Source organism: Mesorhizobium abyssinicae (assembly GCF_049887195.1).
GTDB lineage: Bacteria > Pseudomonadota > Alphaproteobacteria > Rhizobiales > Rhizobiaceae > Mesorhizobium > Mesorhizobium abyssinicae.
Genome location: NZ_JARAKC010000003.1, coordinates 410,996 through 424,225 on the forward strand (window position 1 = coordinate 410,996; position 13,230 = coordinate 424,225).

The following is a 13,230-nucleotide window of genomic DNA, read 5'->3' on the forward strand; positions in this document are numbered from 1 at the left end:
CGGGGCACTTCAGGAGAAACAATGTCAGCTGCTAATCCGTCTCGCGACGATTTCGCGAGCATGCTCGAAGAATCATTCACCGCCGGCCATTCCGGCGAGGGCCAGGTTGTCCGGGGCACGATCACCGCGATCGAAAAGGACATGGCCATCATCGACGTCGGCCTCAAGGTCGAAGGCCGCGTGCCGCTGAAGGAATTCGGCGCCAAGGGCAAGGAGTCGTCCCTCAAGGTCGGCGACACCGTCGAAGTCTATGTCGAGCGCATCGAGAACGCGCTTGGCGAAGCCATGCTGTCGCGCGAGAAGGCGCGCCGCGAGGAGAGCTGGGTGCGCCTCGAGGAGAAGTTCACCAAGGGTGAGCGCGTCGAAGGCGTCATCTTCAACCAGGTCAAGGGCGGCTTCACCGTCGACCTCGACGGCGCCGTGGCGTTCCTGCCGCGCAGCCAGGTCGATATCCGTCCGATCCGCGACGTCTCGCCGCTGATGCACAACCCGCAGCCCTTCGAGATCCTCAAGATGGATCGCCGCCGCGGCAACATCGTGGTGTCGCGCCGCACCGTGCTCGAGGAGAGCCGCGCCGAACAGCGTTCGGAGATCGTGCAGAACCTCGAAGAGGGCCAGGTGGTCGAAGGCGTGGTCAAGAACATCACCGACTACGGTGCGTTCGTCGACCTCGGCGGCATCGACGGCCTGCTGCATGTCACCGACATGGCATGGCGCCGCGTCAACCATCCGACCGAGATCCTCAACATCGGCCAGACGGTCAAGGTGCAGATCATCCGCATCAACCAGGAAACCCACCGCATCTCGCTCGGCATGAAGCAACTCGAGAGCGATCCGTGGTCGGAGATCGGCACCAAGTTCCCGATCGGCAAGAAGATCAAGGGCACCGTCACCAACATCACCGACTACGGCGCGTTCGTCGAGCTGGAGCCGGGCATCGAGGGCCTCATCCACGTTTCGGAAATGTCGTGGACGAAGAAGAACGTGCACCCCGGCAAGATCCTGTCGACGACGCAGGAAGTCGACGTGGTGGTGCTCGAGGTCGATCCGGCCAAGCGCCGCATCTCGCTCGGCCTCAAGCAGACGCTCGAGAACCCGTGGGAGGCCTTCGCGCGCACCCATCCGGTCGGCAGCCAGGTCGAGGGCGAGGTCAAGAACAAGACCGAGTTCGGCCTGTTCATCGGCCTGGAAGGCGACGTGGACGGCATGGTCCACCTCTCCGACCTCGACTGGACCCGTCCGGGCGAGCAGGTGATCGAGGAGTACAATCGCGGCGACGTGGTCAAGGCGCAGGTGCTCGACGTCGACATCGAGAAGGAGCGCATCTCGCTCGGCATCAAGCAGCTGGCCCGTGACACGGTCGGTGAAGCGGCGACTTCGGGCGAACTGCGCAAGAACGCCGTCGTCACCTGCGAGGTCATCGGCGTCAAGGATGGCGGTCTGGAAGTGCGGCTGGTCGACAGCGGCATCGAGACCTTCATCAAGCGCTCCGACCTCAGCCGCGACCGTGACGAGCAGCGCCCCGAGCGCTTCACCGTCGGCCAGAAGGTCGACGCCCGCGTCATCGCCTTCGACAAGAAGACCCGCAAGCTGCAGGTCTCGATCAAGGCGCTGGAAATCGCCGAGGAGAAGGAAGCGGTCGCCCAGTACGGCTCGACCGACTCCGGCGCCTCGCTGGGCGATATCCTGGGCGCGGCGCTGAAGAAGCAGGGCAACTAAAGCATTCCAGGAAAACCGCGCAGCGGTTTTCCGTCCGGAATTGCTTGGGCCTCTTCGCCCAAGCCAAACAAAAACCCCGCCGGAGCGATCCGGCGGGGTTTTTTGTTTGGCCGCTCGACTGACCCGATATCAGAGCAATGCCAGGAAAAGTGTGAAACGGTTTTCCGTCCGGAATTGCGTCAAAACAAAGAGATAGGGCGGTTCAGCGTTTCCATGAAACGATGAACAGCTCTAGGCCCTGCCGTAGAGCGGCACCAGCGTGCCGCTCATGGCCATATTGGTGGGCGAGGCGAGATAGGCGATCGCCTCAGCGGCGGCTTCGAGGCTCACCCATTTGGTGAAATCGGCGTCCGGCATGTCGGCACGGTTGGCCGGCGTATCGAGCGTCGAAGGCGCCACTGCGTTGACCAGTATGCCCTTGTGCTTCAGCTCCTCGGCCATCGCCACCGTCATCGCCGCGACCGCCGCCTTGCTGGCGGCATAGGCGACCATGCCCGAACCGCGCCGCGGATCGAGCCCGGCTCGCGCCGTGACGTTGACGATGCGCCCGGCCGTGCCCGAAGTCAGCATCGAGCGGATCGCGGCACGGCAACAGAGAAAGGTAGTGCGGGCGTTGGTGTCCATCATCTCGGCGAAGGAGGCCGATTCGATCTTCTCCACTGGCGCCATGGCAAAGCCGCCGGCGAGGTGAATCGATCCCCACAGGTCCGTCACCTGGTTGTAGAACGCCTCGACCTTGGTCGAATCCGACAGGTCGACATTGTGCGCCAGCCTGACGCGATCATGGGCGGCGAACGGAAAGTGCGGCGGCGCCGCGGCATGGGCGTTGGGGACATGGCAGACCGCGCCCTGCTCCAGGAGCTTGCCGACAACCGCGCCACCCAGCGCCCCCGTGCCGCCGGTCACCACGATATGCCTGCCGTCCAGTGTTTCCGTCATATTCGACTGCTCCAGTCCATTTCACGCTTGCGCCACGCCGGCGCCGAACCTCGCGCCTTTCGCGCTGTCACTCAACTGAAATTTCGTTGACGCTAATTCATCGTTTCAGTTCGCCGGCCAACCGTCGAGGATCGCATCCCAGAGCAGGCGTTTCTCGGTCGCCGGACGGTCGGCCTTGTGCGTCAGCTTGTGCAGCCAGAAACGATCATGGACCGCGCGATGCGCCGCCTCGTCGAGCGGCTCGAAGAGCAGCCATTGCAGCTCGTGCGGCCGGTCGGCGCCGACCTGCGGCCTGGCCAGGAACTCGCGCCGAAGCCGCCGATGCAGGAGAAGCGCAGCCTCGAAATGGTAGGGGAACATGAAGTAGTCATGGAGCCCGTCATGGGCCTTCCAGTAGTCGGCGAGGCCGCAAAGAACGGTCTCGACCAAGGGGTGCCCCTTGCGGGCGTGAATGAACCAGGTTTCCACGAGCCGGGGATGGCGACCGGTCTCGCGCAGGATGTAGAAATCCTCGCGCTCGATCTCCGGCGGCACAGGCTGCCGCAGCAGGATCGTGGCATCGAGCCATGTCCCGCCATGCCGGGCAAGCAGATCCAATCGGATGAAGTTGGAAAAATGCTGGCTGTTCATCAGCCCACGCCGCCGCTTGTCCCAGATATGGCCGGGCAGGTCGACATGGTCCTCGACGGTCCTGTCGTCGAGGACGACGAGCTCGCGCTCGCCCCTGTGGCGGGCCACCGAACGCAGGCAGGCCTTGACAACCGGCGGCGCCGCCTCGACGCCTTGCGCCCAGTATTGCCAGATCGGACCAAGGTCGCCAGGCGCGCCGGCGGAGCACCACCGCGAATGATCGACGGCGATGTGCCGCACCCGATGCAGCCGCTTGCGGGACCAGGTCATGCACAGCTTGGCGGCGCGCTTGCGCAGCGGCCAGGGCAAGATGCGCGAGGACGCTGCCCGGCGCAGCGGCGCAAGATAGGAAAGCCTGAGCGGATCGCGGAACGGCACTGCCTCGCTGAAGAACGAGCCCGCCGGGCCATCGCCTGACATCACGGCGCTCAATCCACCGTGACTTCGATGACCCGTGGCTTGCCTGCCGCGCGGGCGCGCCTTAGCGCATCCGCCAGGCCTTCCGTGCCGGCAAGCCGCTCGGCGACGATGCCATAGGCCTCGGCCAGCTTGCAGAAATCCGGCGGCGCGGGAGACACGCCGACCGGCTCGACGCCGACGTCGAGCATCGAGGTCTCGATCTCGCGATAGCCGCGATTGTTCCAGACGACGAAGATGACAGGCGCATCGGCATCGAGCGCCGCGCCGAGTTCCGGCAGGGTGAACTGGAAGCCGCCGTCGCCGGTCAAGCAGACGATGGAGGCCTCGGGCACGGCGAGCGCCGCGCCGATCGCCGCCCCCGGCCCGTAGCCCAGCGCGCCGAAGCCGGTCGCGGCGTTGAACCAGCCGCCCGGCCGGTCATGGTCGTAATAGAGGTTGGCGGCATAGATCGGCTGCGTCGAGTCGCCGACGATGATCGCGCCGGGCAAGGTGTCGCGGATCGTCTCCACGGCGCGCATCTGGCTGGTCAGGGCCGGGCTCAGTTCGGCGAGCGCGGCCTTTCGCGCGGCGGCCGCTCGGGCATCGCCGTCCTTTGCGGCGACATGAGCGGTACCGAGCTCGCCCAGCAGGGCACGAAGAGCCTCGGCGCAGTCGGCCTGAATCCCAACCGTCACCGGGCGGCGCACGATCTGGTCGGCGCCGATGTCGATGCGGATCAGATTGGCGGGCAGGACAAAGCCGCCATCGCCATAGCCGTCATAGTCGGTCGGGCCGAACTCGGTGCCGGCGGCAATGACCAGGTCGGCGTCCGCCATCAGCGCGCGCACCGGCTTGAGGCTGGGGCTCGCCGGCACGCACAGCGCGTGGCCGTGCAGCAGGCCGCGTGCGTTGGTCGTCTCGACGACCGGGGCGCCTAGCCTCTCGGCCAGCAGCCGCAACGGCGCCTCGGCCCATTTGGCGCCGCCGCCGGCCAGGATCAGCGGACGGCTTGCGGCCTTGCAGAGTTCTGCTGCCTGCTCGATCGCCGCCGTATCGGGCGACGGCGGCGGCGCATTGCTGAGCGAGGCGACGATGCCATTGCCGGGCTTGACCATGACGTTGGTCGGGATCTCGATGTGGACCGGCCCGGGACGCGATGACGAGAACAGCGCGAAAGCGCGCGCCAGCACGCCGGGAAGCTCCTCGGCCTCGGTGATCCGGTGCGAGAACAGCGCCACCTTCTCCATCATGCCGCGCTGGTCGGGCAGTTCGTGCAGGAAGCCGAGGCCCTTGCCAAGCGTGTCGGTGGCATTGACGCCCGAGATCACCAGCATCGGCACCGAATCGGCGCGCGCCTGGCCCATGGCGGTGATGGTGTTGGTCAGCCCCGGACCGGTGATGACGAAGGCGACGCCCGGCCGGCCGCTGGCGCGGGCATAGCCGTCGGCCATGAAGCCGGCGCCCTGCTCGTGGCGCGGCGTGACATGGCGGATCCGCGAACGTGCCAGGCCGCGATAGAGCTCGACGGTGTGGACCCCGGGAATGCCGAAGACCGTGTCGACGCCATGCGCCTCGAGCAGTGTGATGAGCGCTTCGCCGATGGTGGTCATTGTTCTCCTCTTTCTGGTGCAAGGCCGAGTTCGGCCTCGACAGCCCTGATGCCAATCGCCGCCAATTCGCCGGGCGCGAACATCTCGCCGGCCAGGCAGCCTTCGATCCAGAGCCCGTCTATGAGCGCGTTGATCGCGATGGCATGGTGACGCAGCTGGCTTGCGTCCGGTTTGCGCTGTTCTGCAGCGAGCACCTCGGCCACAACCGCTTCCACCTCGTTGCGAAAGCCAAGATAGCCCTCGCGGTGGGCATGGGCCAAGGTCGGATCCGCATTGGCGCGGCCGATGAACGTTGCCCAGAGCGAAAACACCCGCGCGTCGATGATCGGCGTGCTGAGGTTGGCGGTGACGAAAGCCGCAAGACGCCGGCGCGGCGAGGCACCTTCCATGACCAATGCTGCTTTGGCCTGCTCGGTCATGCGGCCGACCAGCGCCGCATATGCCGCCTGCAGCAATTCTTCCTTGCCGGGAAAATAATGCCGGATCAGCCCGGCGGTGACGCCGGCACGCAACGCGATGGTGCGCAAGGTGGCGCCCTGCAGGCCATATTCCGCCACGCTGTCCAGGGTCGCTTCGATCAAATCCTGCCGCCGCCGGTCCTCGCCTTCGCGACGGAACTTGCGGCGGGATGGCGCATTCATTGGCGCAGGATCGGCCGCGTCAGGCATGTCGGCCCGCCTTCGCAAGCGATGCAGAGCGCATCCGCCTCGAAGATCTCTACCGTGCAGCCGGCGGCTTCCATCGCGGCTTTGGTCTTGGGAAAGCCCGCAACGGCAATGACTTTGAGCGGGCTGGTCGGCAGCACGTTCAAGCTGAGGCCGTTGGAAGCGGCGAACTCTTCGGCGTCGCCTTCGACCAGCCGGATGCCTCGCGCCTTCAGCATCTGATAGAACGGGGCCGGCAAAAGCGGTGAATAGACCAGTGCGAGGTCGTCGGCCAGCGGGCTGATCACCGACATCAGATGCAGGCAAGCCTCTTCGCCCTGCCACAGCGGCAGATCAAAACCGTAGACGGAAATGCCAAGCGGCGTCAGCAGGTTTGAAACCTGCTGGATGCCTTCCTGGTTGGAGCGCACGCCGCGCCCGATCGCCAGCGTGCGGCTGTCCACCCATACGCAATCACCGCCTTCGACCTGGCCAGGTGCCTCGACGCGGCCCAGTATCGGAATGCCCAGTCTCCTGTAGGTTTCCTCATGCAACGAGGGCTCGCTGGCGCGCAATGACTTGCCCATGGACAGGATCAGCGCGCCGCGGTCGGTCATCAGCGACGGGTCGTGCGTGAACACCGAATCCGACAGGCCGTCGGCCTTGTCCTCTATCCATTCGATTTCGGCGCCGGAAGCCGCCACCAGTTCAGCAAGGACCGCGTGCTGCAAGGCCGCTTTCGCCGGGTTGAAGCCCGGGCCATAGTGCCAGGCAGCCCTGTTGGCGTCACGCATGGCGTTGGCCGCCGACCGCATCAGCACGCGCCGCAGCGGCGCCGCCATGGACTGTGATCCGAAAGCGCTCATCGATGCCCTTCTAAGATGAAAAAAACCGAGAAAATTTCATGAAAGGCTATTTATACACTTGCGCAACAAGGCCGCAAGTGCCGTAATGAGCGGGATTGACGGGCTCGCGCTGTTGGGTCCATGCTGAAGTCTGGAGCGGGACAGTGCAGCGTATGTTGATTAGCCGGATGGACGTTCGACGACCTGCCGTAGCCCCTGCAGAGGCCACCTGGTGAGCGCGGTGGAAGCTGCCGCAGTGCGATCCGGCGAGGCGCAGAGCGGCGCCGCCGAAGCCATCCATGTCGAAAAGCTGCACAAGAAATTCGGCCAGTTGCATGTGCTGAAGGGCGTGTCGCTGTCGGCGCGCGACGGCGAGGTGATCGCCATCATCGGCGGCTCGGGCTCGGGCAAGTCAACGCTCTTGCGCTGCATCAACTGCCTGGAGAACCCGACCAGCGGCATCATCCGCGTCAATGGCGAGGAGATCAAGCTGAAGGCCGACAGCCACGGCCACACGGTTCCCGCCGACCGCAAGCAGATCGAGCGCATCCGCTCCAGGCTGGGCATGGTGTTCCAGAACTTCAACCTGTGGAGCCACATGACGCTGATCGAGAACGTCATCGAGGTTCCGGTGCATGTGCTGGGCGTCAAGCGCGACGAGGCGATCGCCCAGGCCGAGAAGCTGCTCGCCCGCGTCGGGCTGGCCGAGAAGCGCGACGTCTATCCTGCCTATCTGTCGGGCGGCCAGCAGCAGCGCGCGGCGATCGCCCGGGCGCTGGCGATCAATCCGCGCGTCATGCTGTTCGACGAGCCGACCTCGGCGCTCGACCCGGAACTGGTCGGCGAGGTGCTGAAGGTGATCGGCGACCTGGCCCGCGAAGGCCGCACCATGGTGCTGGTCACCCACGAAATGAAGTTTGCCCGCGAGGTCGCGACGCATGTCGTCTATCTCTACAACGGGCTGGTCGAGGAGGAAGGACCGCCAGAACAGCTGTTCGGCGCGCCCAAATCCGAAAGGCTCAAGCAATTCCTCCGCAACGTCGGCTAGTGCTGGCGTGAAGCGGGGCGAAAACCGGGAACACAACAAAATGGGAGTCCTGAAATGAAAACTGTTCTGAGAGCATTTGCCGCGGCACTGCTTCTCGGCGTCGCCGCGATGGGCGTGGCCAAGGCCGATCCGGTCAAGATCGGCGTCGCCGCCGAGCCCTATCCGCCTTTCACCTCGCCGGATGCGTCGGGCAAATGGGTCGGCTGGGAGATCGATTTCATCGACGCCGTCTGCGCCGAGGAGAAACTTGATTGCGTGATCACGCCTGTCGCCTGGGACGGCATCATTCCGGCGCTGACCACCAAGAAGATCGACCTGATCGTCTCCTCGATGTCGATCACCGACGAACGCAAGAAGACGATCGACTTCTCGGACAAGTACTATAACACGCTGCCGGCGATCATCGGCCCGAAGGACAAGAAATTCGGCGCCACGCCGGACGACCTCAAGGGCAAGGTGATCGGCGTCCAAGTGTCGACCACACACGCGGTGTACGCTAAGAAGCACTTCACCGAGGCGCAGGAAATCAAGGAATACCAGACCCAGGACGAAGCCAACCAGGATCTCGCCGCCGGTCGCCTCGATGCGGTGCAGGCCGATTCGATCGCGCTTGTCGAATACCTCAAGTCGGACCAGGGCAAGGCCTGCTGCGACCTGAAGGGCATGGTGGCTCCGGACGACGAAGTGCTGGGGCCGGGCATCGGCGCCGGCGTGCGCAAGGAAGACACCGACCTGAAGGCAAAGATCAACGACGGCATCAAGGCGATCCGCGCCAACGGCAAGTATGACGAGATCACGAAGAAGTACTTCGATTTCGACATCTACGGCGGCCCTGCGCAGTCGAACTGACCGCTGATGAGCGAATGACCACGCGGCGCCTTTGCGCGCCGCGTGGGTTCGCCGCAACCTGTCCATGCAGGCTTTCCGCAGGTGTATCCACCGGGCGGTCCTGGCTCCAGCAATCCGGGGGCGAAGCTGATCGACGCATTTCTTCCGGCCTCGGCGGCCGGCATCATGGAACTCCTCTCACCCGTGCCGCCGGGCTGGGGCGGAACTCTGTTGGTCGGGCTGCTGCATTCGATCGAGATCGCGGTCGGCGCCACCTGCCTCGGGCTTCTGATCGGCACCGGCGGCGCCTATGGCAAGCTCTATGGCGGGCCGGTGGTACGCGACCTGCTCGCCGTCTATACGACGGTGGTGCGCGCCGTGCCGGAACTGGTGCTGATCCTGCTGCTCTATTATGCCGGCACAGACCTGATCAACCAGGTGCTGACGGCGATGGGCTATCAGCGCGTCGACATCAGCGGCCTTGCGGCCGGCATTTTCGTGCTCGGCTTCGTGCAGGGCGCCTATTCGACCGAGGTCATCCGCGGCGCCATCCTGTCCATTCCGCAAGGGCAGATCGAAGCCGCCCGCGCATATGGCACGCCGCCAAGCCTGCTTTTGCGACGCATAACGCTGCCGGCGATGCTGCCGTTCGCCATTCCCGGCCTTGCCAATCTGTGGCTGATCGCCACCAAGGACACGGCGCTGCTGGCAGTCGTCGGCTTCTTCGAGCTGACGCTCGCAACGCGGCAGGCCGCGGGCGTCACCAAGGCCTATCTCACCTTCTATGTCGCGGCGGGCGCTCTCTACCTTACGCTGTCGCTGTTCTCCAACTTGATCATCGGCCGCGTCGAGGCGTGGGCGCGGCGCGGCATGCCTTCGGTCAAGGAGGCGCGCTGATGGCCAACGAAGCCGTCGTCATCAACGCCGTGGCGCGCGCCTCGCTGTGGCTGCAGCCGCATCGCGTTGTGCTGATCCTGATCGCGCTGGGCCTGGTCCTCGGCGCCGCCTTCTTCATGCGCTGGGACTGGCTGCCGCAATATTGGGAAATGGGTCTCGTCGGCATCTGGCGGGCGCTGTGGATCCTGGCCGTCACCTGCACGCTGGGCTTCCTGCTGGCGGTGCCGCTCGGCCTGGCGCAGGCCGGCGGCCCGTTCTGGTTCGCCATGCCGGCCAAGGTCTTCTGCACCATCATCCGGGGCACGCCACTGCTGCTGCAGCTCTGGCTGCTCTACTACGGCCTCGGTTCGCTGTTTCCGCAATATCCATGGATTCGCGACTCCTGGATGTGGCCCTATCTCAGGCAGGCATGGCCCTATGGCGTGTTGGCGCTGACCTTGTCCTTCGCCGGCTATGAGGGCGAGGTCATGCGCGGCGCCTTCGCCGGCGTGCCGAAGGGGCAACTGGAAGCGGCACGCGCCTTCGGCATGAGCCGCTGGAAGATCTTCCGCCGCATCTGGCTGCCGCAGGCCTTTTACAGGGCGCTGCCGACGCTGACCGGCGAAACGGTGCTGCAGTTGAAATCGACGCCGCTGGTGGCGACGATCAGCGTCATCGACATCTTCGCCGTCTCGTCCAAGGTGCGGCAGGATACCTACCTCACCTATGAACCCTTGCTGCTGCTGGCGTTGATCTATATGGCCATCACCGGCATTCTCGTCTTCGCCTTCAGCCGGATCGAGGCGCGGATTCCGGTCAAGATCGGGTAGGAATTAGTGAGTGGTCATTAGGGAGTAGGACGCAGGCGCTCGCTTCCACTACTCACTAATCCCTACTCGCTACTCACTAAAGGCACTGCAATGCAACTCAGTCTCGACCAGGCAACAGGACTGTGCCGGATGGCGGCGCTCGGCGCCGGCGCCAATGAGGAAAACGCACAGTCGCTCGCCGCCTCGATCGTCGCGGCCGAGGCGGAAGGGCTTGTCGCGGTCGGACTGTCGCATTTCATCGATTATCTCGAAGCGATCGAAGCCGGTCGTATCGACGGCAATGCCGATCCGGTCATCACCAGGCCGGCGCTCGCGGTCTATCTTTCCGACGCGCGCGGCGGCCTCGCCCATACCGGCTTCGACCGCACGGTCGAGGATCTCGCCAAGGCGGCAAAACTGTTCGGCGTCGCCATCTTCTCGCAGAAGAACGCTTACACCTGCGGCGCGCTCGGCTATTTCACCGGGCGGCTGGCGGCACAGGGGCTGGTGTCTTTCGCCGCCACCAACGGGCCGGCGGTGCTGGCCGGCTCCGGCTCGGTGAAACCGGTCTACTGCACCAATCCGATGTCGTTTGCCGCTCCGTCCGCCGACGGATCGCCGCTCGTCATCGACCAGTCGTCAAGCGCCACCGCCTTCGTCAACATCCGCAAGGCGGCCGAGGAGGGCAGGAAAATCCCCGAAGGCTGGGCGCTGGACGCCACCGGCAACCCGACCACAGACCCGGCGGCCGCCATGAAAGGCGCCATGCTTGCCTTCGGCGGCCAGCGCGGCGCCAACATCGCGCTGATGGTCGAAGTCCTGGCGGCGGGCCTTTCCGGCGCCAACTGGTCGCTTGACGCGCCCTGGTTCACCGGCGGCCCGGACAGCCCGGGAACGGGCTTGTTCGTGCTCGCCGTCGAGCCCAAGCTGCTCGACCCCGATTTCGAGCAGCGCATGCGTGACCAGCTCGACCGCCTGCGCCGCCGCTATGGCGTGCATGTGCCGGGCCGCGGCCGGGCGGAGGCGGCGGAGAAGGCCGTGGCGCGCGGCATCAACGCGCCCAAGGCGGTGATCCAGCGCATCTCCGAATTCGCCGAGCGCTATTCGGCTTGAGCAAGTCATCAAACGGCCTAGGCCTGCCGGCGATAGGCACCCTTGCAGCGGCTTCGGTCTGTGCCTAACATAAGCACAGACAGAAAAGACTGTTTCCATGAATACCCGCTTTGCCGTTGCCGTCCATATTTTGACGTTCCTTGAGAGCCAGGCCGGCGCGCCGGCTACGTCGGAATTGATCGCGTCCAGCGTCAACACCAACCCAACCCTGATCCGTCGGCTTCTGTCGCAGTTGGCCAAGGCGGGACTGACAACATCGCAGATGGGGTCCGGCGGCGGGGCACTGCTTGCCCGACCGGCGAGTTCCATCACACTTCTCGATGTCTGGCGCGCAATGGATGCGGCGCAGGAAGTGTTTGCCATGCATGAGGCGCCGAACCCGATGTGTCCTGTCGGCAGAAACATCAAAAGGACGCTCGGACTAAGAATCGCGAGGGTCCGCTCGGCAATCGATGCCGAACTGGCCAAAACCACGATCGCCGCGATGGCCAGCGATGTTTCCCTGAACGCAGAAGAGCGCCTCACAGCGCTGCCCTGACCCGGCCGTCACGCTGAGAAATCGGCTTGACGCCAATATGTATCCATATTAGTCACATAAATGTGCAACTAATTTGGATACATATATGACTCCTTTAGCTCGCCGACACATGGCCGCCCTGGCGCTCGGCATCACCGCCCTTGCCACGCTTTCGGCCGCCATACCCGCAAACATCGCCCTGGCTCAAACGGAGACCGCTATGTCGATTCAGAAGAAGCAGGTCGTGGACCTGCTCAAAGCCATTGAAACCGCGGCCGCCGAGCCGGTCGGCGTGATCAATCCCGACAAGTACATCCAGCACAATCTCGGCGCGGCCGACGGCCTTGTTGGCTTCGGCGCCCTGCTTGCGGCGCTGCCTCCGGGCTCGGCGAAAGTGAACACGGTACGTGTGTTCCAGGACGGCGATCTGGTCTTTGCCCACACCGCGTACGACTTTTTCGGTCCGAAGATCGGCTTCGACATCTTCCGCTTCGAGAACGGCAGGATCGTCGAGCATTGGGACAATTTGCAGGAGACCGCCGGTCCCAATCCGAGCGGCCGTACGATGATCGACGGGCCGACCGAATTGAAGGACCTCGACAAAACCGAAGCCAACAAGGCGCTCGTCAGCGCATTCGCCTATGACATTCTTGTCAATGGCCGCATGGACAGGCTTGCCGGCTATTTCGATGGCAACGGCGAAAGCTACCGCCAACATAATCCGCAGATCGCCGACGGCCTTTCGGGGCTTGCCGCGGGGTTCGCGGCCTTGGCGAAAGCCGGAATTGCAATCAAATACGATCGCATCCACAAGGTGCTTGGAGAAGGCAATTTCGTCCTGGTCGTGAGCGAAGGCTCTCTCGGCGGAAAGCCGACTTCCTACTACGACCTGTTCCGCGTCGAGAATGGCAAGATCGCTGAGCATTGGGACACGATCGAGGCGATCCCGCCGAACGCTGAATGGAAGAATGGCAACGGCAAATTCTGAGATCGCCTAGCAGTTGAACCTTTTTGCCCGACGCCACGACCCATGCATGCCGGGGTGGGTGCCCGGCCGGTGGCATACAGTCGAATGTGTCCAGGGCTGAGGCGGGGCGTGTTTGCTTCACGCCAAACTTGATGCCGTCTCAGGTCAGGCCGTCTCGTCAGACCCTGTTTCGGCGCGTTCGTCACCCGGAAAACCCCGCTTCGGCGGGGTTTTCTGCGTTTCGGGCCTGACGCTTCTTCGTCATTCGCGGCGGCAACGGCCAATC

Annotated in this window: 13 protein-coding genes; 8 read left to right on the forward strand and 5 right to left on the reverse strand. The window is 64.5% G+C overall.

The window, feature by feature from the left end:
• Window positions 1-21: 21 nt before the first annotated feature.
• Window positions 22-1,719, forward strand: a complete 1,698-nt coding sequence (gene rpsA / locus PU724_RS09985) for a 30S ribosomal protein S1 (protein WP_127284419.1) — start codon at window positions 22-24, stop codon at window positions 1,717-1,719.
• Window positions 1,720-1,950: 231 nt separating this feature from the next.
• Here the strand turns inward: rpsA and PU724_RS09990 are convergent, their stop codons facing one another.
• The 5 genes from PU724_RS09990 to PU724_RS10010 form a co-directional block, all read right to left on the reverse strand.
• Window positions 1,951-2,658 (reverse strand): SDR family NAD(P)-dependent oxidoreductase, encoded by a 708-nt coding sequence (locus PU724_RS09990; protein WP_127284420.1) that lies wholly within the window; start codon window positions 2,656-2,658, stop codon window positions 1,951-1,953.
• Window positions 2,659-2,763: 105 nt separating this feature from the next.
• Complete coding sequence (locus PU724_RS09995; protein ID WP_354420336.1) at window positions 2,764-3,708, reverse strand: capsular polysaccharide synthesis protein; 945 nt, start codon at window positions 3,706-3,708, stop codon at window positions 2,764-2,766.
• An 8-nt stretch (window positions 3,709-3,716) separates the two neighbouring features.
• On the reverse strand, window positions 3,717-5,297 hold the full coding sequence (locus PU724_RS10000; RefSeq protein ID WP_354420337.1) for a 5-guanidino-2-oxopentanoate decarboxylase: 1,581 nt from the start codon (window positions 5,295-5,297) through the stop codon (window positions 3,717-3,719).
• Window positions 5,294-5,938, reverse strand: a complete 645-nt coding sequence (locus tag PU724_RS10005; RefSeq protein ID WP_245478252.1) for a TetR family transcriptional regulator C-terminal domain-containing protein — start codon at window positions 5,936-5,938, stop codon at window positions 5,294-5,296. Before PU724_RS10005 ends, PU724_RS10000 begins: the two co-directional genes overlap by 4 nt.
• Complete coding sequence (locus PU724_RS10010) at window positions 5,935-6,807, reverse strand: dimethylarginine dimethylaminohydrolase family protein (protein WP_354420338.1); 873 nt, start codon at window positions 6,805-6,807, stop codon at window positions 5,935-5,937. The genes PU724_RS10005 and PU724_RS10010 overlap by 4 nt, the downstream gene beginning before the upstream one ends.
• 211 nt (window positions 6,808-7,018) lie before the next feature.
• On the opposite strand from PU724_RS10010, the gene PU724_RS10015 reads away from it, so the two are divergent.
• The 7 genes from PU724_RS10015 to PU724_RS10045 all read left to right on the forward strand — a co-directional run bounded on the left by PU724_RS10015 (window position 7,019) and on the right by PU724_RS10045 (window position 12,965).
• The gene (locus PU724_RS10015; RefSeq protein WP_127310147.1) at window positions 7,019-7,834 is read left to right on the forward strand and encodes an ABC transporter ATP-binding protein; all 816 of its coding nucleotides are present in this window, start codon (window positions 7,019-7,021) and stop codon (window positions 7,832-7,834) included.
• Window positions 7,835-7,888: 54 nt separating this feature from the next.
• Entirely contained in the window at window positions 7,889-8,683 is a 795-nt protein-coding gene (locus PU724_RS10020; protein WP_127310146.1) for a transporter substrate-binding domain-containing protein, read from the forward strand.
• Between the two features lie 210 nt (window positions 8,684-8,893).
• Window positions 8,894-9,559: an ABC transporter permease gene (locus tag PU724_RS10025; protein WP_354420525.1), complete on the forward strand. Its 666-nt coding sequence runs from the start codon at window positions 8,894-8,896 to the stop codon at window positions 9,557-9,559.
• Window positions 9,559-10,368 carry an ABC transporter permease gene (locus PU724_RS10030; RefSeq protein WP_354420339.1) on the forward strand — a complete coding sequence of 270 codons (810 nt, stop codon included), beginning with the start codon at window positions 9,559-9,561 and terminating at the stop codon, window positions 10,366-10,368. Before PU724_RS10025 ends, PU724_RS10030 begins: the two co-directional genes overlap by 1 nt.
• A gap of 90 nt (window positions 10,369-10,458) precedes the next feature.
• Entirely contained in the window at window positions 10,459-11,460 is a 1,002-nt protein-coding gene (locus PU724_RS10035) for an Ldh family oxidoreductase (protein WP_354420340.1), read from the forward strand.
• Window positions 11,461-11,557: 97 nt separating this feature from the next.
• Window positions 11,558-11,998 carry an Rrf2 family transcriptional regulator gene (locus PU724_RS10040; protein ID WP_127286875.1) on the forward strand — a complete coding sequence of 147 codons (441 nt, stop codon included), beginning with the start codon at window positions 11,558-11,560 and terminating at the stop codon, window positions 11,996-11,998.
• A gap of 199 nt (window positions 11,999-12,197) precedes the next feature.
• Complete coding sequence (locus tag PU724_RS10045) at window positions 12,198-12,965, forward strand: nuclear transport factor 2 family protein (RefSeq protein WP_426213150.1); 768 nt, start codon at window positions 12,198-12,200, stop codon at window positions 12,963-12,965.
• Window positions 12,966-13,230 lie beyond the last annotated feature (265 nt).

Excerpts from the sequence above, each read along its gene's own strand:
- rpsA (WP_127284419.1), top strand. The coding sequence starts at position 22 with ATGTCAGCTGCTAATCCGTCTCGCGACGATTTCGCGAGCATGCTCGAA.
- PU724_RS09990 (WP_127284420.1), bottom strand. The coding sequence starts at position 2,658 with ATGACGGAAACACTGGACGGCAGGCATATCGTGGTGACCGGCGGCACG.
- PU724_RS09995 (WP_354420336.1), bottom strand. The coding sequence starts at position 3,708 with ATGTCAGGCGATGGCCCGGCGGGCTCGTTCTTCAGCGAGGCAGTGCCG.
- PU724_RS10000 (WP_354420337.1), bottom strand. The coding sequence starts at position 5,297 with ATGACCACCATCGGCGAAGCGCTCATCACACTGCTCGAGGCGCATGGC.
- PU724_RS10005 (WP_245478252.1), bottom strand. The coding sequence starts at position 5,938 with ATGAATGCGCCATCCCGCCGCAAGTTCCGTCGCGAAGGCGAGGACCGG.
- PU724_RS10010 (WP_354420338.1), bottom strand. The coding sequence starts at position 6,807 with ATGAGCGCTTTCGGATCACAGTCCATGGCGGCGCCGCTGCGGCGCGTG.
- PU724_RS10020 (WP_127310146.1), top strand. The coding sequence starts at position 7,889 with ATGAAAACTGTTCTGAGAGCATTTGCCGCGGCACTGCTTCTCGGCGTC.
- PU724_RS10030 (WP_354420339.1), top strand. The coding sequence starts at position 9,559 with ATGGCCAACGAAGCCGTCGTCATCAACGCCGTGGCGCGCGCCTCGCTG.
- PU724_RS10035 (WP_354420340.1), top strand. The coding sequence starts at position 10,459 with ATGCAACTCAGTCTCGACCAGGCAACAGGACTGTGCCGGATGGCGGCG.
- PU724_RS10040 (WP_127286875.1), top strand. The coding sequence starts at position 11,558 with ATGAATACCCGCTTTGCCGTTGCCGTCCATATTTTGACGTTCCTTGAG.
- PU724_RS10045 (WP_426213150.1), top strand. The coding sequence starts at position 12,198 with ATGTCGATTCAGAAGAAGCAGGTCGTGGACCTGCTCAAAGCCATTGAA.